Origin of the sequence: Nonomuraea sp. K271 (assembly GCF_009908215.1) — a bacterium.
Lineage (GTDB): Bacteria > Actinomycetota > Actinomycetes > Streptosporangiales > Streptosporangiaceae > Nonomuraea > Nonomuraea longispora.
On record NZ_JAAAHR010000037.1, the window covers coordinates 1 to 17,587 of the forward strand.

A 17,587-nucleotide genomic window follows, 5' to 3' on the forward strand; every position below is an offset into this window, starting at 1 on the left:
GGCGCGGGCGGTACGGGTGTCACCGGCCGGCGGCGGGGGTGCGCCCGCTGGGCAGAGCGCACACGGTGTCGAGCCCGAGCACGTGGTTGAGCCGGCCGAAGGCCAGCCACGAGCCCAGGCACATGGTCAGCTCCACGATCTCCACCTGGCTGTAGTGCGCGGTCATCCGCGTCCAGAACGCGTCGTCCAGGCCGTGGTGGTCGAGGGCGTAACGCTCGGCGTACTCGGCCGCCAGGCGGGTGCGGTCGTCGAAGGCGTCGGTGGCGCGCCACTCGCCGACCGCGTCGGCGAACGACTCCTCGACCTTCTGCCCGTCCCTTTCCGTACGCCAGTCGAGGCAGAAGGCGCACCCGTTGAGCTGAGCGATCCGCAGCCGCGCGGCCTCGAACTCGCGCAGCCCCAGCGTCGTGTGGGCGTAGACCGCCAGTGAGAACGCCGTGGCGGCCATCCCGATGCCGGGCACCATCTCGCCCCAGACGTACTCGATGGCGTCCCTGCCCTCGGGGATGTCGATGTTCACGGCCGTCTCCTTCCGAGCTTGCCCGCGGGCGCGGGTCGCAGGGGCACGTCGAGCGCGTCGTAGAGCCCGGGTTCCGCGGTCAGCAGCCAGTCGATGGCGCCCACGAGCCGGCCGGCCGCGGTGGCGTTGCCGCCGGCGGAGCGGTTGCCGTCCTCGTCGGTGGCCTCGACCGTGACCTCGATGCGCGGCCGTCCTTCGACGATCACGCGGTGCGCTCCGACGCCGTCGGGCGCGAGCGGCCAGTCCTGGGCGCAGGACGGGTGGACGCGGGTGACGTGCTCGACGACGATGCGGGGCACGCCGTCGACGACGCCCTGCACCTCGAAGCGGACCGCGCCCTGGGTGCCCGCCTCGAAGTCGCCCATGGTGCTCGTCGTCACCGTCGTGTCGAGGGGGCGGCGGTCGAGGGTCTCGCGGATCTCGTCGAGTTCGACGCCGAGGGCCCTGGCCATGAGCCGCACCTGGCCGCCCCACACCATGGCGGGCACGGTGGGCGCGATCATCGGCGGCTCGTAGTCCATGGGCCGGCCCATGCCGACCAGGTCGCGTACGGCCTCGGGCTGGTCGTAGGTGGAGTAGTCGAAGATCTCCTGGCAGCGGATCGCGTCGACGGTCGTGGCGAGCCCGCTGAGCAGCAGCGGCAGCACGTCGTTGCCCCAGCCGGGGTCGATCCCGGAGACGAACAGCGAGCCGCCCCCCGAGGCGATGGCGGCCAGCACGGGCTCGCGCAGTTCCGGCGGGGCGTTGCGCTGGTCGTAGAGGGCGTACAGGGACGGGGTGACGACCACGGCGCCGGCCCGGACCGCCCTGACGATGTCGGCCAGGGCGTCGTCGGGGCGCAGATCGCCGGAGGCGGCGTACACGACGGCTCCGGGGCGGGCCGCCAGCACGGCGTCGGCGTCGCCGGTCGCGGTGACGCCCAGATCGTGGCCGATCCCGGCGAGATCGCCCGCGTCACGACCGATCTTGGCGGGGTCGTGGACGAGCACGGCCGCGAGCTTGAGCGTCGGGTGGGCCTCGACGGCCCGGATGGCGGCGCGGCCGATGTTGCCGGTGCCCCAGACGATCGTGGACGTCATGGGCGAGCGTAGCAAGCGCTTGGTTAGGTGTATAGAGCTCGGGCCGCCACACGGCTACGGCGGGTTCCGTCGGTCACGGGAAGGGGATCGCGTCGCCGGTCGTGGAGCGGGCGGGAAGCCGCCACCATTGATCGCCGACCACCGGGTGGACGGTATTCTTCACGTCTTTTCGCCCGATTCGTGTGGCGACGGCAATCTTGTCATCCGTGTCGTACACGGTGCGGATGGTGGAGATCGACATTCCCGCCGCCTCGGCGAGCGCCCGCAGCCGGTACGGCTCCGGCCGTACGAATTCGCGCGCATATGCCACGATAAGTCGTATTTGTCGTTGTATCTCGCGCTTTTGTGCGGCGAGTTCCACGAGCCGCGCCAGCACCGGATCCTCGGTCGCCGACGCGCCGGCCGCCATCATCAGCTCCCCGACCAGGGCGTTCCGTGCCTCGCCCGCGCTCGCCACACGTGCCCTGTAGTCGTGGTCGGACTCGTCCTCGCCCCTGGCCGGCTCGGGGATGAGCACCTTCGCCAGTTCCTCGGTGATTTCCTTCATGCGCGGCATCCTGCGGCATGCTGTGCGAAAAATGCAAAAGCGTGCGGAACTCGCGGTATCGCTTGAGTGCCTTGACGTGCTACGTCCCCACATCCACGTATAAGGATTCTCCACCCGGAGTTGCCCGTATGCCAGTTTGAGGATAAAAAGCGCCATTCCTCATGCGAATCTTGTGCCACTCTCGTGAACGAAAAACGAGCGGCCCCTCTGCTGTCCCAGAAAGGCCGCTCTGGCGGTCGCGATCCACACATGTCATGAAAGGAAACCGCTGTTATGAGATTATCCAGACGCCGTGCTCAGCGGGAAGAGCCGGCCCCGACCCGCGAGCCCGAGCGCCTCCCCCAGCGCTGGGTGCTCATCCTGATCACCGCTTCGCTGGGCGGGCTGACCGTCGGCGGCCTGTCCGGGTGGGTCGGGGCGGGCGTCGCCACGGCCCTCGGTCTGGTCGGCCTGCTGCACCGGATCATGAACTAACCGCGTACGCCGCACAGCAGCCGGTTGTTGCCGCGCTGCCAGAGCGTGCCGATCTCCGTGAAGCCCGCCTCTTCGAGGGCCTGGACGTGATCCGACAGGAGGCGGGACTCCGAGCCGCGGTGGTCGGCCCCGGCGGTGCTCCGGGCCTCGTTGAGCTCGGAAAGCGCGGGGTCGGCCTCGATCGCGTCCCACCAGGCCCGCCAGTCCTCCGGCCGGCTCTCGCCGAACGCGCGCTCTGTCTCGCGGTCGTGCACGGCGTGCTCCAGCCGCGACAACGTCGGGGTGGCGTCGTCGGTGTCCATGTGGTCGCCGTTGAGCAGCAGCCCGCCGGGGCGCAGCACGGTCGCCAGCTCCGCGTAGACGCCCTTCAGCTCGGGGCCGGAAATCCAGTGCAGCGCCGTCGTGCTGACCGCGGCGTCGGCGGGCCGGTCGAGCTCCAGCGACTCCGTCCAGCGGGCCCTGCGCAGGTCCGCGGAGACGAACCGCAACCCCGGGTACGCGGCCCGGCCCAGCCCGATCAGCAGCGGATCGGCGTCGACGCAGACGACCTGGGCCTCGGGCAGCCGCTCCAGCAGCCGAGCCGACAACGAGCCCGGGCCGCAGCCGAGGTCGATGACCACCGGGTCGGGCCGTCCCAGCGCCTCCACGGCGTCGATCAGCACCGTGAACCGCTCCTCCCGGTCGGGAAGGTAGCCCTCCTGCTGGCGGTCCCAGCGCGCCATCCACTCCATTGCGGCATCGTGGGTGAGCATGTACGTCTCCTTGTGACCGTCGTTTAAGCTTTGAGCAGTCACACGTTAACTCGCGAAGGTGTAACCGGTCAATTGGATTACAACAGTCACACTGATGCGGTGGTCCGGGTCACGGTGGCACTCGTCAACGCCCTGACCCCCGGCGAGCGACGCGGACGCCCCTGCCCTCCACCGGCCGACCCCGCGGCCGCCGCCGTCGAGGGGCTGCGTGCCGTCTATCCGTCGTACCGCGAGGTCACCCACGCGGAGGGCGCCGCGCTGGCCGAGGTCGCGGCCCGCCTGCGCGAGGTCTTCGCCGCCGTCGCCGCGGACGACCTCGACGCCGCGGCCACGCAGGTCAACACGCTGCTGGTGGAGACCGGCGCCCGGCCGGTCCTGGAGAGACACGACGGGGAGCCGTGGCACCTGCACTTCCACGGCCACCATGACACCCTGGCCGACGGCTGGGCGGCGAGCTGCGCCACGGGCCTCGCGATCGTGCTGGGCGGCGAGTTCGCCGACCGCCTCGGCGTCTGCACCGCACCCCACTGCGACCGCGTCTATGTGGACGTCTCACGCAACGGCACCCGCAGGTTCTGCTCGACGGCCTGCCAGAACCGCGTCAAGACGGCGGCCTTCAGGGCCAGGGGGCGAGCGGGCTGAGTGGTGTGGGTGCGCCCCCTGCTCCAGCTCCCCGGGGCGGCCGGGGAGCTGGAGCCCGTTCATCCGGTGGCCGGCCGTTCCGCCGTGACGTGCGGTGTCACCCCCGCGAAACCGTCAAGGCGCACATGGCCGACCTTCCTCACTAATAGGACGCCCCGAGTGGCACGAAGGTTCACACGTCAGGCCTCGCTCCTGAACCGTTCCCAGGCCGACTGCCGGGTCATGCCGAGCGACGTGCCGATGCGCTCCCAGCTGACGTCCCTGGTGCGCAGGTGTGCCACCCAGTCGCGCAGATTGTCGTCGACCTGCGCCTGCACGGCGGCGATCTTGGGCAGGTGGTCGAGAACCTGCTCGTCGGTCATGGACTCCCACATGGGCAGCCGCGGCTCGGGCGACGGTGTGCGGCGGTCCAGCTCGATGATGTCGTTGCAGAGGCTGATGCATTCGTCGCAGATGTGCACGCCGGGGCCGGCGATCACCTTGCTCACGTCCGAGCTCTTCTTGTGGCAGAACGAGCAGCGGACTCTGTCATTCCAGTCAGGCATGGCCTGACGATAGCTCGTCAGGCTACCCCTGACAAGCCTGGACGGCGATCCGGCTCGACCTGCGCCCGCATGATGGCCTGCCGCTCGTCGGTGATCTTGCCGCAGATCGTCACGTACGCGTCCAGGACCTTGGAGTAGGACCGTCGAGCCTGTTCGAGCTGCTGGCGCAGGGCGCGCACGCGGTCGGCGTGGCCGTGCCGCTCGGCCTCGGCGAGCAGCGTGCGGGCCTCGTCCACGATTTCAGCCGCCCGCATCCTCGTGTGGCGCAGCAGGGCCGAACATTCGTGCAGTTCTCCCAGTCGCGCCGAGGAGAGGATGAACTCTGCGGCGTGCACGGCGGAGCCGTCGGCCGTGCGCCTGCGCAGATCTGATGCCATTTCACGCCACCTCCCGGTCAAGGATGCCTAACTGTAGACGCGCGGCCCGGCCCTGAGGATCACTCACGTCGGTGAGGGGTGTCTCAATGCTCCCCGCGGAGAGGTTTCTTCCCCCCGGAGGGAAAACCTCGTCCCTGAATACGATTCGGCGCCGTGCGAATGAGGTATTTGGCGACCTTTGTCGGCTCATGTTGGAGAAATGCGACGAACCGCCGGTGTTGGCAAAAGACGGAGTGGAAGACCTCCGATCGCCCCCCGGGGACAGGGCCGTTCGTCACATACTGAAACCGAATGGCGGCGCAACGTGAGCGGGCGGTGTTGGCGATGTCGGCTACGGAGAACGGCGATGACGCGGTTGACGTCAGCGTCGTCATCCCGGTGCACAACTGCCGGGCCTATCTCGACCGGTGCCTCACCGCGGCGCTCGTCCAGCGGGTGAAGAAGGAGCTGATCGTCGTCGACGACGGCTCCACCGACGGCAGCGGCGAACTCCTCGACCTCTACGCCGCCTATCACCCGTCCACCGTCAAGGTGATCCACATCGACGGCAGCGGCGGCGCGGGCCGGCCGCGCAACGTCGGCCTGGAGCACGCCACCGGCCGGTACGTCTTCTTCTGCGACGCCGACGACCACCTCGGCCCGGAGGCGCTGGAGCGGATGGTCGCCATGGCCGACAGGAACGACTCCGACATCGTGCTCGGCAAGATCGTGGGACACGGCCGCAGGGCGCCCGTGTCGATGTTCCAGCACAGCGCCGACCGGGTGGAGCTGGGCGACGGCAACGTCTACAACAGCCTGTGCTGCTTCAAGCTGTTCAGCAGGGAACTGCTCGAACGCCACCACATCCGGTTCGGGGAGGGCATGCTCGTCGGCGAGGACATCCTCTTCACCGTGCACGCCTACTGCCACGCCGGGGTGATCTCCGTGGTGGCCGACTACGACTGCTACCACCTGATGGCCAGGCCCGACGGCACCAGCATCATGCAGCAGGCCGGCAGCAGGGACCCGCTCGCCTGGCTGGCCATGATCAGGGAGCCGATCCGGCTCATGGCCGGGCACATCGAGCCGGGCCCCCTCCGTGACCACCTGCTGCGCAGGCACTTCAGGCTCGACGTGTTCACCCAGCTCGGGTCCGCGTTCCTGGACAGCGACGACGTACGGCGCAAGGACATCGCGCGTGAGGTGGCGGCCCTGTGCGACGAGTGGTACACGCCGGGCGTGCACGAGCGGCTCAACAGCATCGACCGGCAGCGGGCGACCGCGCTCGACGACATCGACCGCCTCGTGCGCCTGGCCCGCATCGAGAGCGCCACCGTACGCCGCCGGCTGACCGGGGTGTGCTGGGACGGCGACCACCTGGTGATGACGGGTTCCGCAGGGCTGCACGGCATCGCCAGGGACCACGGCCTGGCCGTGGTGCTGCGCGCGCGGCACGACCCGGCCGCCGAGGTGGTCATCCCCGCCGAGCGGAAGGGCGGCGAGTTCACCGTACGCGTGGACGTGTCCGCGCTCGCCTCCGGGATCTGGGATCTGCGGGTGGCGGTCGAGGTCGAGGGCGCGCTGCGGTTCGGCCGGCTGGGCGCGGAACGCGAGATCGGCGTCAGCCGGCCGATGCCCCGGATGATCGGCGGCGTCGTGGTCCTGCCCTACTTCACCAGGGACAACGGCAACCTCAGCATCGACGTGGGCGGGCACGTGGTGGCCGTGCCCGGCGGCGCCCGGGTCATCAGGACGCGGTGGGGCCTGGGGCAGCGGCTGCTCATCGACGGCGAGGTCAGCGTCGTCGACACCGCGCCCGCGGCCGTGGCGCTGCGGCGGATCGTCTGGCGGGAGCGGCGCTACGGGCGCGAGCGGGCCGAGCCGGTGACGGCGCTGCCGGGTGGCGGGTTCGCGGCGGGGCTGGCGGTGGGCCGGCTGCCGCCGGGCACCTGGGACGCGTACCTGGAGCTCGACCTGGGCGGGCCGGCGGCGCGGTTCAGGATCGAGGCGGACGCGGGCGCGCTCGTGGGCCCGCGCCGGTGGTGGTGGGCGGCGCTGCGGAGGAGCGTGCGGCCGTACACGACGCGGGGGCGGCTGAGCACGGTGGTGCGGAGGCTGACGGCGCGCGCGGTGATCAACAGGATTATTCGCTAATTGCCATATATGTGCAGGTGCAAGTCAATGTCCTAAAGTAGGTACGTTGTACCCGTCTCATCCGGTTCCCGGAGGTAGTGCCGTGCACGTACCCGATGGCTTCTTCAACGCAGTGACATCGATCTCGGCGGGAGTCGTGGCGGCCGCGGGAGTCGCCGTATGCCTGCGGGGGGCACGGCGCGAACTCGACGACAGGACCGCCCCCATGGCCGGGCTCGTCGCCGCGTTCATCTTCGCCGTCCAGATGCTCAACTTCCCCGTCGCCGCGGGCACCAGCGGCCACCTGCTGGGCGGTGCGCTGGCCGCGATACTCGTCGGGCCCTACACGGGTGTTCTGTGCATGGCCGTGGTCCTGCTCGTCCAGGGCGTGTTCTTCGCCGACGGAGGGCTGACCGCGCTCGGCATCAACATCACGCTCATGGGCGTCGTCACCGTGCTGGTCGGCTGGGGCGTCTTCAAGCTGGTCACCGGGCTGGCGAGGGGCCAGGTGGTGGTGGCCGCGTTCCTGGCCGCGCTGGTCTCCGTGCCGGTCTCCGCGCTGGCGTTCACGCTGCTGTTCTGGATCGGCGGGACCGCGCCGATCGAGGTGGGCACGGTGGCCGCCGCGATGGGCGGCGTGCACCTGCTGATCGGCATCGGAGAGGGCCTGATCACCGCCGCCACCGTCGGCGCCGTGCTCGCCGTACGGCCCGACCTCGTGTACGCCGCCCGCGGCCTGGCCAAGCCGCTGGTCCTGCGCGGGGCCGACGGCGCCGGCGCCACCGTGGGCGAGCCCGAGCCTGCCCCGGATGCCCGCGGCGCGCTCAGGCCGTTCCTGCTCGGCGGCGTCGGCGTGACGCTCGTGCTGGCCGGGCTCGTGTCGTTCTTCGCCTCGTCGTCACCCGACGGGCTGGAGGCGGTGGCCGAGGAGAAGGGCTTCATCGACCAGGCGGCCGACCACCTGTTCGGCTCGTGGACGCTGGCCGACTACGGCGAGGTCGGCGGCATCCCCGTCGGCGTCGCCGGCGTCATCGGCGTCGGCCTGGTGCTGGTCGTCGCCGGGGCGGTGGCCTACGCCGCGCGCGGACGCGATCAGGTCAAGGTGTGACACGTGGGCGCCGGGCACCGTCACCAGCTCTACCTGCCGGGCGGTTCGGTGGTGCACCGGCTGCCGCCGCAGTGCAAGCTGCTGGCGGTCCTCGCCTTCGCCCTCGTCGTGGTGGCCACGCCGCGTGAGCGGTTCTGGTGCTTCGGTGCCTACGCGGCGCTGCTCGGCGGCGTCGCGCTGGCCGCGCGGGTGCCGGTGGGCCACATGGCGCGGCGGATGGTGATCGAGGTGCCCTTCGTGCTGTTCGCCCTGCTCATCCCGGTCATCGGGCTGGGCGAGCGGATCACGGTGATGGGGCTGTCGCTGAGCGTTCCCGGGCTCTGGGCGGCCTGGAACATCCTGGCCAAGGCGACGCTCGGCGTGGCCGCCTCGGCACTGCTGGCGTCCACCACCGAGCCGCGGGAGGTGCTGATCGGAGCGCAGCGGCTGAGGTTGCCGAGTCTGCTGGTGCAGATCGCCATGTTCATGCTGAGATATCTGGACGTGATCATGGATGAGATGCGGCGGATGCGGGTGGCGCGGGAGTCTCGCGGGTTTGAAGCGCGAAATTTCCGGCAGATCCCGGTGGTCGCCCGGTCCGCCGGGGCGCTGTTCATCCGGTCGTACGAACGGGGGGAGCGAGTGCATCTCGCGATGCTCAGCCGGGGATACTCGGGGCGGATACCGATGATCAACGATATTTCGGCATCTGTGGGCCAGTGGGGCATGGCGCTCGCTCTGCCCGCCGCGGCCCTCGCAGTGTTGGGACTGTCCCTGTGAACTCTCTGGAAGTCAGGCAACTCGCCTATGCCTACCCCGACGGCACGCAGGCGCTCTACGGCGTCGACCTGTCCATCGCCCGCGGCGAGCGGGTGGCCCTGCTCGGACCGAACGGCGCCGGCAAGACCACGCTCGTCATGCACCTCAACGGCATTCTCACCGCCGGGCACGGCAGCGTCACCGTGGCGGGCACCCCCGTGCGCAAGGACACCCTCGCCGAGATCAGGCAGCGGGTCGGCCTCGTCTTCCAGGACCCCGACGACCAGCTGTTCATGCCCACCGTCAGGGACGACGTGGCGTTCGGCCCGGCCAACGCCGGCCTGCGCGGCGAGGACCTCGACCGCGTGGTCAAGGGCGCCCTGGAACGGGTCGGCATGCTGGACGCCGCCGACCGGCCGCCGCACCACCTGTCGTTCGGGCAGCGGCGCAGGGTGGCGGTCGCGACGGTGCTCGCCATGGAGCCGGAGATCCTGGTGCTCGACGAGCCCTCGTCCAACCTCGACCCGGCCGCCCGCAGGGAACTGGCGGAGATCCTGCGCTCCCTGGACGTGACGGTGCTCATGGTCACGCACGACCTGCCGTACGCGCTGGAGTTGTGTGAGCGCGCGCTCATCCTGTCCGACGGGGTGATCGCCGCGGACGCCCCCACGCGTACGCTGCTCTCCGATGCCGAACTGCTGGCCAGGCACCGCCTGGAGCTCCCGTACGGCTTCGCCATCCCCGTCATGTGAGCCGGTTTGACGCGCGAAGCCCGCCTGCATCCGGCTCTTCGTAGTTTGTGCATGCCCGCTCTCCGGGGATGTCGAAGTACAGTGGCTCATCGAGGAGGGGCCAAATGAAGCTGCGGCTTGCACGACACGCCCTGGGTGATGCCGTGGTGGTGGCCGTTGAGGGTGAGCTCGACTTGTTCACCGCGCCGTTCCTGCGCGATGAGGTGCGTGACGCCATCAAACAGGACGGCGCCAGGCTCGTGCTCGACCTGCAGCAGCTGTCGTTCATGGATTCGAGCGGCCTGTCGGTGCTGATCGAGGCTTGGCGGCTGGCGACGGGGGAGGGCGGTGGCGTGTCCCTCGCGGCGCCGCAGGCGCCGGTGGCGCGCATCCTCCGCACGACCGGCCTCGACCGGCGGATCAAGGTGTACGCCGACGTCGACAGCGCCGTGGGGGCGATTTAGCGGCCCCGAGTAGAACTTCATTCGGTCGGCGCGTTAGGGTCCGGGATATGGACGTGAACGGATCTGCAGCAATCATCTCAGGCGGCGCCAGCGGCCTCGGTGAGGCCACCGCCCGCGAGCTGGCGAGGGCCGGCGCCACCGTGGTCGTCGCCGACCTCAACGAGGAGCGCGGCAAGGCCGTCGCCGACGAGATCGGCGGCGTCTTCGCGAGGACCGATGTGGCGGACGACGCCCAGGTGCAGGCGGCCGTGGACGCCGCCGTGGCGACAGGCAAGCCGCTGCGCGTCATTGTCAACAGCGCCGGCATCGGGTGGGCGGAGCGCACGGTCAACCGCGAGGGCAAACCGCACAATCCGGCCTCCTACCGCAAGGTCATCGAGGTCAACCTGATCGGCACGTTCAACCTCATGCGCATCGGGTCCGCCGCCGTCGCCAAGACCGAGCCGGCCGACGCCGACGGGCAGCGCGGCGTGGTGATCAACACGGCCTCCGTGGCGGCGCTGGAGGGTCAGACCGGGCAGCTCGCCTACTCCGCCTCCAAGGGCGGCATCGTCGGCATGACGGTGCCAGCCGCGCGCGACCTGGCGGCGATCGGCGTCCGGGTCAACACGATCTGCCCCGGCATCATCGACACGCCCATCTACGGCTTCAACGACAACGCCGAGGAGTTCAAGGCCAAGTTGGTCGCGCCGGTGGTGTTCCCCAAGCGCATGGGCAGGGCCGGCGAGTTCGCGCACCTCGTACGGTCGTTGATCGAGAACGACTACATGAACGCCGAGGTCGTTCGCTTCGACGGCGGCATCCGCTTCCAGCCCAAGTGACCCGTCGGAAGGGGTGTCATGTCTGACGAAGTGCTCGTCGAGGAGTCAGGGAACGTCGCGATCCTCACGATCAACCGGCCGAAGGCGCGCAACGCCGTCAACGGGGCGGTGGCGCGGGGGATCGCGGACGCCCTGGACGCGCTGGACGCCCGTCCTGAAATTTCGGCGTACGTGTTGACCGGTGCCGGTGGCACCTTCTGTGCGGGGATGGACCTGAAGGGCTTCCTGTCCGGCGACTTCCCGGTGGTGGAGGGGCGCGGCTTCGGCGGGCTGACCGAGTCGCCGCCGAAGAAGCCGCTGGTCGCCGCCGTCGAGGGCTACGCGCTCGCGGGCGGGTTCGAGATGGCGCTGGCGTGCGACGTCATCGTGGCGTCGTCGGCGGCCACGTTCGGGCTGCCCGAGCCCAAACGCGGGCTGGTCGCCGGCGCCGGCGGCATCATGCGCCTGCCTCGCAGGATCCCCTACCACGTGGCCATGGAGATCGCCCTGACCGGCGACCACTACCCGGCCTCCCGCCTGTACGAGCTCGGCCTGGTCAACCGCATCACCGAGCCGGGCGCGGCCCTGGAGGGCGCGCTCGAACTCGCCGGCAAGATCGCCGGCAACGCTCCGCTGGCACTCGCCGCGACCAAGAAGGTGATCATCGAGTCGCAGGACTGGTCGCGCGAGGAGATGTTCAAGAAGCAGGGCGCGATCATCAACCCGGTGTTCGGCTCGAAGGACGCCATGGAGGGCGCCGCCGCCTTCGCGGAGAAGCGCGCGCCCCGGTGGAAGGGCGAATAGTCCTGCCCCTCCCGCTCCCCGGAGACGGGAGGGGCGTCTTTACGCACGCGTAGCTCTTCCTGGTTACGGTAAAGAAAGAGGGCAACGACTCCGGGAGAGGCGCATGAGCGACTATTCGGGTTCACGATTCGATTCGGCCAGACGCGGCGCCGGCGTCCTCCTGTCCGGTGCGCTGAGCATGCTGATCATCATGGGCGTTCTGCTCGGCGTGATGTGGATCCTCGAGGGTGTCGACGTCGTGCTCAACGGCTCGCTCGACCAGTACGGCATCGTCGGCTGGGACCCTGACGGCCTGGTCGGCATCCTGCTCGCGCCATTCCTGCACGGCGGCTTCGGCCACCTCATGGCCAACTCGCTACCCCTGCTGATCCTCGGCTTCCTTGCGGGGCTCCGCGACGTCGGCAAGTTCCTCTGGGCCAGCCTGATGATCGTCCTGATCGGCGGCCTGGGCACGTGGGTGACCAGCCCCGGCGTGGTGACGATCGGGGCCAGCGGCCTGGTGTTCGGCTATTTCGGCTTCATCCTGGCGCGCGGCCTCTTCGACCGCAGCCTGCTCGACTTCGCCATCGCGATCGGCGTGGGCGTCGCCTACTGGGGCATCCTGGCCGGCCTGCTGCCCAACCAGCCGGGCATCTCCTGGCAGGGTCACCTGTTCGGGCTGATCGGCGGTGTGGTGGCCGCCTGGGTGCTGCGCCGCAAGCGCGAGATCACCACGAGCCCGTACTGACGCGAACGCCCTCCCGTCCGGCTCGCCGGACGGGAGGGCGTTCGCGGTGTGGGCTAGAGGCGCTCGACGACGTGGTCGACGCAGACCGTCAGCGCCTCGATGTCGGCCGGGTCGATGGCCGGGAACATCGCGATGCGCAGCTGGTTGCGGCCGAGCTTGCGGTAGGGCTCGGTGTCGACGATGCCGTTGGCGCGCAGCACCTTGGCCACGGCGGCGGCGTCGACGTCGTCGGAGAAGTCGATCGTGCCGACCACCTGTGAGCGGAACTCGGGGGCGGCGAACGGCGAGGCGTAGGGCGACTTCTCCGCCCACGTGTAGAGGCGCGAGCTGGACTCGGCCGTGCGGGCGGTCGTCCAGGCCAGGCCGCCGCCGGCGTTCATCCAGTCGAGCTGCTCCGCCAGCAGGAACAGCGTGGCCACGGCCGGGGTGTTGTAGGTCTGGTCCTTCGCGGAGTTGTCGATCGCGACCGGCAGGCTGAAGAACTCCGGCACGTAGCGGCCGGAAGCGGCGATCTCCTCGACCCTTGCCAGGGCGCGCGGCGACATGATCGCGATCCACAGGCCGCCGTCGGAGGCGAAGCTCTTCTGCGGCGCGAAGTAGTAGACGTCGGTCTCGGCGAGGTCGACGGGCAGACCGCCGGCGCCGGAGGTGGCGTCGACCAGCACCAGCGCGTCACCGGAGCCCACCCGCTCGATCGGCATCGCGACGCCGGTCGAGGTCTCGTTGTGGGTGAGGGCATAGGCGTCCACGCCGTCCTCGGCGACCGCGGCGGGATGGGTGCCGACCTCGGAGGTGATGACGCTCGGCTCGCTCAGCCAGGGCGCCTTCTTCGTGACGGCGGCGAACTTCGAGGAGAACTCGCCGAACGACAGGTGCTGCGACCGGTCGCGGACCAGCCCGAAGGCGGCGATGTCCCAGAACGCGGTGGTGCCGCCGTTGCCGAGCACGACCTGGTAGCCCTCGGGCAGCGAGAACAGGTCGGCGAGCCCGGAGCGCACGCGGCCGACGAGGCCCTTCACCGGCTTCTGGCGGTGCGAGGTGCCCATGAGGCCCGCGCCTGAGGCGGCGAGCGCGGCCAGCTGCTCGGTGCGAACCTTCGAAGGCCCGCAGCCGAAACGGCCGTCGGCGGGCTTGATGTCAGCGGGAATCACGATGTCAGCCACGTAGTGGAGCCTATCGAGCACCGCGGAATGCCCTGGACCGGGGCCCGGCATATGAGACATGATGAACCCCTTTCATTGATCAATCGTTGACAGAGCACGAGGACGGCACCGGCTGGAGGAGCGCCCAGATGGCCGATCTGCGCAGTGTCATCGAACGCTTGATCCGCCGGCGTACCCTCCTGCGGGCCGACCCGCCCCTGCCGACCGTGCTCGTGACCGGCGAGCAGGCGGTGGCGGCGGTCGACCGGCTGGCCGAGCCGTTCGAGACGGCCGTGCCCTACGCCCGCGTCATGGACGGCGCGCACGAGTCGGTCCTCGACCTGGTGAGCTCGCTGGCGGGCGACGAGGACCACACCGGCAAGGCCGAGACCGACCGCGGTCGGCTGGGCAAGCCGGTGGGCGGGTCGCTGCTGCCGCCGCCGCGTTTCCCGCTCGCGCAGTTCGTGTTGTGGGCGCGGGCCAGGCCCGAGGGCCGCGTGCCCGACCCGCACTCGCACACCGACTACCAGCTGTACAAGAAGCGGCTGAAGGACTGGCGGCGCGGCATGGCCGGCGGTGGCGGCGACGACGTCAAGACGTCGGCCGACTTCCTTGCGCGTGCCGCCACGACCTGGGTGCCGGTGGGCACGCTGGCCGTCTGGTGGGCCGGCGGCGCCGCCGACCTCGTGGGGGTCATCCCCTGGCTGCTCGGCCTCCTGGTGGCCTTGGGCGGCACACTGGCGCAGGGCACGATGTCGATCAGGGGTTCGCTGTTCACCGGCTGGTTCAGCAGCGAGCCGACCCTGGCGAGACGGCGGTTCGAGCGGCTGCCGCAATACGCGCTGCGCCTGGCGGCCGCGCCGGACGACGCCATCGAGGAACTGCTGGTCCACGCCCTGATGCAGGACCTGCACGAGGCGTACAAGAAGTGGATCATTCCGTGGCCGAGCTGGGGCAGGGGCCAGTACTGCCTGCTGGTCCTGCAGATCACCGACCCCGACGGCGTCAGCGCGCGGTTCCTGCGGCTGATGGAGGAGATCACCAAGAAGACCGGCCTGTTCGCCCCGATGCTCGTGCTGGCGGCCGTGCCCCACGGCGTGCCGCCGGCGCAGGCGGCGCCGAAGCCGCTGCGCGACCTGGAGGAGGCGGTCGCGCAGTGGCGCAACATGGCCAGGCTGGGCGTTCCCGAGCTGCGGCTGACCGTCGAGGCGACGGCCGTTCCCGCGCAGCCGCAGGACGACCCGTCGCCGCCGCGCCGCAGGCGGGCCATGGCCTACTGGACGGTGATGGCGCTGCTGGTGATCGTCCCGCTCTCGCTCGTGTACGCGATCCAGCTCGACAGGAACGAGCACTGCGGCGGCCTGCCCTGGGTCGAGCGGGTCGAGGACGAATGCGTCGGCGTCGTCAACGCGGAAAGGAGCACCCCCGAGACCCTGTTCGAGGGCGACGTGAAGGAGCTGGTCAAGAAGATCGACCAGAACAACGCCTACGCGATCGGCTCCGGCAGGTACATCAGCCTGGTCCTGTTCGGGGAGTTCTCGATCAAGAAGACGGCGGAGGACGACACCCGGCTCGCCGCGGCGGTCTCCGAGCTCGCCGCGGTCGAGGAATACCAGCGTACGGTCACCAGCACCCCCCGGTTACACGTGCTGATCGCGAACGCGGGCGACAACTTCGACCACGGGCGCAGGGCGGCCCGGCTCATCATCGACATGGCCGAGCAGGACAAGCGCGTGATGGGGGTGGTGGGCCTGCCGCGCAGCGTGGCGGGCATCGGCGAGGCGATCAGGGAGCTGCACCTGGCGAAGATCCCGATGGTGTCGAGCACGGCGACGGCCGACCGGTTCGGCTACATCAGCAACCCCGGGCTGCCCGGCCAGCCCGGGGAGCCCTCCCCCTACTACTTCCAGGTGGGGCCGACCAACGTCCGCCAGGCGGCATTCGGCGCCCGGTTCGCCCGGAGGACCCTCCTCAAGGGCGTGAGCAACCCCACCGCGGTCATCGTCGAGGACCGCTCGCAGGGCGACGTGTACACCCTGAACCTGGCGGACGACTTCGAGGCGGCCCTGACGGAGGAGAAAGCCGACGTGCAGCGGATCTCGTACACGGTCCAGCAGGGCGGCATCTCCTCGGCGGCGGGCAAGGCGTGCGCGCTCGCACCCGACGTCCTCGTCTACGCGGGGCGGGCGTCAGAGTTCCGGGCCTTCCTGACGGCGGTCGAGGGCAACGCCTGCGGCGCGGTGAAGGTGATCGCGGGCGACGACGTCGTCAAGGTGGTGACCGACCACGGCGACGAGATCGCGAACACGAAACAGGCCGACGTCTACTACCTGGCGCTGGCGCACAGGGCGTTGTGGCCGCGCTCGTCGGCCACCTCGTTCGTCAGCAAGCTGCAGGACAAGGGGCACCCGACGGCCTCCGACGACAACCTCATCCTCACCTACGACGCCGCCGACGTGGTCTACCGGGCCGCCAACGCCGCCTACCAGGCGGCCGGCATGGCGGGAGGGGAGGGGGACGTGCAGCTGCCGAGCCGGGGCGACATCCTCTACCGGCTGGCCAGGACGTCGGGGAACGCCGCCTGGGCCGGATCGGGCGGGGTGGTGAGCTTCGACCTCACGGAGCGGCACACGCCCATCGACAAGGCCATAGCGATCATGAAGGTGGAGAAGTCGGAATGGGGCTACACCCGCCTTGTGAAGCGCTGCGGCCGGCTGGACACGAACGAACCGCCGTCCAAGGACCCTCTGTGCACGGGCCTGCCGAACAAGTGACCCGACGAACGGCTGCCGCGATCGGCGCGGCAGCCGAACGGACCATGGTCAGTAGTTGCCGGTCACCTCGTCGGCGCCCGGGACGTCGCTCAGTGGGCGCGACGAGGGCCCCGTGTAGGTGGCGCTCGGGCGGACGAGCCTGCCCGTCCGCTTCTGCTCCAGGATGTGCGCGGCCCAGCCGGCCGTGCGGGCGCAGGTGAACATCGAGGTGAACATGTGGGAGGGCACCTCGGCGAAGTCGAGCACGACGGCAGCCCAGTATTCGACGTTGGTGGCGAGCACCCGGTCGGGCTTGCGCGCGTGCAACTCGTCGAGCGCGGCCTGCTCCAGCGCAGCGGCGACCTCGTAGCGGGGGGCGTCCAGTTCCTGGGCGGTGCGCCGCAGCACGCGGGCGCGCGGGTCCTCGGCGCGGTAGACGCGGTGGCCGAAGCCCATGAGCCGGTTACCCTTGTCGAGCTCGCTCTGGACGTACTTCTTGGCGTCGCCGAGCTGCTCGACGCCCTCGATCATGTGGAGCACCCGGGCCGGGGCGCCGCCGTGCAGCGGGCCCGACATGGCGCCGACCGCGCCGGAGAGTGCGGCGGCCACGTCGGCGCCGGTGGAGGCGATGACGCGGGCGGTGAACGTGGACGCGTTCATGCCGTGCTCCGCGGCCGAGGTCCAGTAGGCGTCGATGGCCTTGACGTGCTTGGGATCAGGCTCACCGCGCCAGCGGATCATGAAACGCTCGACGATGGTCTTGGCCTCGTCGACCCGGCTCTCCGGAACCATCGGCAGGCCCAGGCCGCGCGCGGACTGCGCGACGAATGACAGCGCCATCACGGAGGCGCGGGCGAGCTGGTCGCGTGCCTCCTGGTCGCTCACGTCGAGCAGCGGCTTGAAGCCATAGGCGGGAGCCAGCATGGCCAGCGCGCTCTGCACGTCCACGCGGATGTCACCCGAATGGACGGGGATGGGATAGGGCTCCGCCGGCGGCAGGCCCGGCTGGAACTTGTTGTCGACCAGCAGGCCCCAAACGTGCCCGAACGGGACACGGCCAACCAGGTCCTCGATGTCGACGCCCCTGTAGCGAAGGGCGCCCCCTTCTTTGTCCGGTTCCGCGATCTCGGTCTCGAAAGCCACGACGCCTTCGAGGCCGGGTTTGAAGTCGGACATGCTCGGCCGCCTCCCTTTCTTGCCATGTCACGGCAATGCCTTGATGTCGAGATACCGGCGGGTCAATTTAACCCCCTCCCAGCTCACGGTCGGTCC

General features: G+C 70.1%; 18 protein-coding genes and 1 pseudogene. 11 read left to right on the forward strand and 8 right to left on the reverse strand.

All coding sequences use genetic code 11. The features are described from left to right. Positions 1–19: 19 nt before the first annotated feature. The 3 genes from GUY59_RS15465 to GUY59_RS15475 all read right to left on the reverse strand — a co-directional run bounded on the left by GUY59_RS15465 (position 20) and on the right by GUY59_RS15475 (position 2,155). Entirely contained in the window at positions 20–520 is a 501-nt protein-coding gene (locus tag GUY59_RS15465) for a carboxymuconolactone decarboxylase family protein (RefSeq protein WP_138201447.1), read from the reverse strand. After that, positions 517–1,599 carry an NAD(P)H-dependent amine dehydrogenase family protein gene (locus GUY59_RS15470; RefSeq protein ID WP_138201446.1) on the reverse strand — a complete coding sequence of 361 codons (1,083 nt, stop codon included), beginning with the start codon at positions 1,597–1,599 and terminating at the stop codon, positions 517–519. The genes GUY59_RS15465 and GUY59_RS15470 overlap by 4 nt, the downstream gene beginning before the upstream one ends. Before the next feature lie 73 nt (positions 1,600–1,672). After that, positions 1,673–2,155: a hypothetical protein gene (locus GUY59_RS15475; RefSeq protein WP_161714555.1), complete on the reverse strand. Its 483-nt coding sequence runs from the start codon at positions 2,153–2,155 to the stop codon at positions 1,673–1,675. A 264-nt stretch (positions 2,156–2,419) separates the two neighbouring features. On the opposite strand from GUY59_RS15475, the gene GUY59_RS15480 reads away from it, so the two are divergent. Further along, positions 2,420–2,620, forward strand: coding sequence for a hypothetical protein (locus GUY59_RS15480; RefSeq protein ID WP_132341918.1), 201 nt, complete (start codon positions 2,420–2,422; stop codon positions 2,618–2,620). Here GUY59_RS15480 and GUY59_RS15485 read toward each other — a convergent pair. Further along, a complete protein-coding gene (locus tag GUY59_RS15485) occupies positions 2,617–3,372 on the reverse strand; it encodes a class I SAM-dependent methyltransferase (RefSeq protein ID WP_138201240.1) in 756 nt (251 codons plus the stop codon). The two genes, GUY59_RS15480 and GUY59_RS15485, sit on opposite strands and share 4 nt — an antisense overlap. A 99-nt stretch (positions 3,373–3,471) precedes the next feature. Between GUY59_RS15485 and GUY59_RS15490 the strand changes: the two genes are divergently transcribed. Continuing rightward, positions 3,472–4,014, forward strand: coding sequence for a CGNR zinc finger domain-containing protein (locus GUY59_RS15490; protein WP_252374951.1), 543 nt, complete (start codon positions 3,472–3,474; stop codon positions 4,012–4,014). A 413-nt stretch (positions 4,015–4,427) separates the two neighbouring features. Here the strand turns inward: GUY59_RS15490 and GUY59_RS48685 are convergent. Together GUY59_RS48685 and GUY59_RS15500 are read right to left on the reverse strand one after the other, a co-directional pair. Further along, positions 4,428–4,559, reverse strand: a pseudogene (locus GUY59_RS48685) (ClpX C4-type zinc finger protein); the annotation flags it as partial. Between the two features lie 17 nt (positions 4,560–4,576). Next, entirely contained in the window at positions 4,577–4,936 is a 360-nt protein-coding gene (locus GUY59_RS15500) for a hypothetical protein (RefSeq protein ID WP_138201237.1), read from the reverse strand. Positions 4,937–5,227: 291 nt separating this feature from the next. On the opposite strand from GUY59_RS15500, the gene GUY59_RS15505 reads away from it, so the two are divergent. The 8 genes from GUY59_RS15505 to GUY59_RS15540 all read left to right on the forward strand — a co-directional run bounded on the left by GUY59_RS15505 (position 5,228) and on the right by GUY59_RS15540 (position 12,420). Continuing rightward, on the forward strand, positions 5,228–7,069 hold the full coding sequence (locus GUY59_RS15505) for a glycosyltransferase family 2 protein (protein ID WP_138201236.1): 1,842 nt from the start codon (positions 5,228–5,230) through the stop codon (positions 7,067–7,069). An 82-nt stretch (positions 7,070–7,151) separates the two neighbouring features. Further along, positions 7,152–8,156 carry an energy-coupling factor ABC transporter permease gene (locus tag GUY59_RS15510; RefSeq protein WP_138201235.1) on the forward strand — a complete coding sequence of 335 codons (1,005 nt, stop codon included), beginning with the start codon at positions 7,152–7,154 and terminating at the stop codon, positions 8,154–8,156. A gap of 3 nt (positions 8,157–8,159) precedes the next feature. Beyond that, complete coding sequence (gene cbiQ / locus GUY59_RS15515) at positions 8,160–8,915, forward strand: cobalt ECF transporter T component CbiQ (RefSeq protein WP_138201234.1); 756 nt, start codon at positions 8,160–8,162, stop codon at positions 8,913–8,915. Continuing rightward, positions 8,912–9,646: an energy-coupling factor ABC transporter ATP-binding protein gene (locus GUY59_RS15520; protein ID WP_132341219.1), complete on the forward strand. Its 735-nt coding sequence runs from the start codon at positions 8,912–8,914 to the stop codon at positions 9,644–9,646. Before cbiQ ends, GUY59_RS15520 begins: the two co-directional genes overlap by 4 nt. A 104-nt stretch (positions 9,647–9,750) precedes the next feature. After that, a complete protein-coding gene (locus GUY59_RS15525; RefSeq protein ID WP_132341221.1) occupies positions 9,751–10,089 on the forward strand; it encodes an STAS domain-containing protein in 339 nt (112 codons plus the stop codon). 47 nt (positions 10,090–10,136) lie between these two features. Then, positions 10,137–10,910, forward strand: a complete 774-nt coding sequence (locus tag GUY59_RS15530; RefSeq protein ID WP_132341223.1) for an SDR family NAD(P)-dependent oxidoreductase — start codon at positions 10,137–10,139, stop codon at positions 10,908–10,910. 18 nt (positions 10,911–10,928) lie between these two features. Beyond that, a complete protein-coding gene (locus GUY59_RS15535) occupies positions 10,929–11,693 on the forward strand; it encodes a crotonase/enoyl-CoA hydratase family protein (protein ID WP_132341225.1) in 765 nt (254 codons plus the stop codon). Positions 11,694–11,796: 103 nt separating this feature from the next. Further along, entirely contained in the window at positions 11,797–12,420 is a 624-nt protein-coding gene (locus tag GUY59_RS15540) for a rhomboid family intramembrane serine protease (RefSeq protein ID WP_132341227.1), read from the forward strand. A 53-nt stretch (positions 12,421–12,473) separates the two neighbouring features. On the opposite strand, the gene serC is transcribed toward GUY59_RS15540, so the two are convergent. Then, on the reverse strand, positions 12,474–13,634 hold the full coding sequence (serC, locus tag GUY59_RS15545; protein WP_138201248.1) for a phosphoserine transaminase: 1,161 nt from the start codon (positions 13,632–13,634) through the stop codon (positions 12,474–12,476). Between the two features lie 35 nt (positions 13,635–13,669). Between serC and GUY59_RS15550 the strand changes: the two genes are divergently transcribed. After that, positions 13,670–16,336: a hypothetical protein gene (locus tag GUY59_RS15550; protein WP_138201233.1), complete on the forward strand. Its 2,667-nt coding sequence runs from the start codon at positions 13,670–13,672 to the stop codon at positions 16,334–16,336. Between the two features lie 48 nt (positions 16,337–16,384). On the opposite strand, the gene GUY59_RS15555 is transcribed toward GUY59_RS15550, so the two are convergent. After that, positions 16,385–17,491: a citrate synthase 2 gene (locus GUY59_RS15555; protein WP_138201232.1), complete on the reverse strand. Its 1,107-nt coding sequence runs from the start codon at positions 17,489–17,491 to the stop codon at positions 16,385–16,387. Positions 17,492–17,587: the final 96 nt, after the last annotated feature.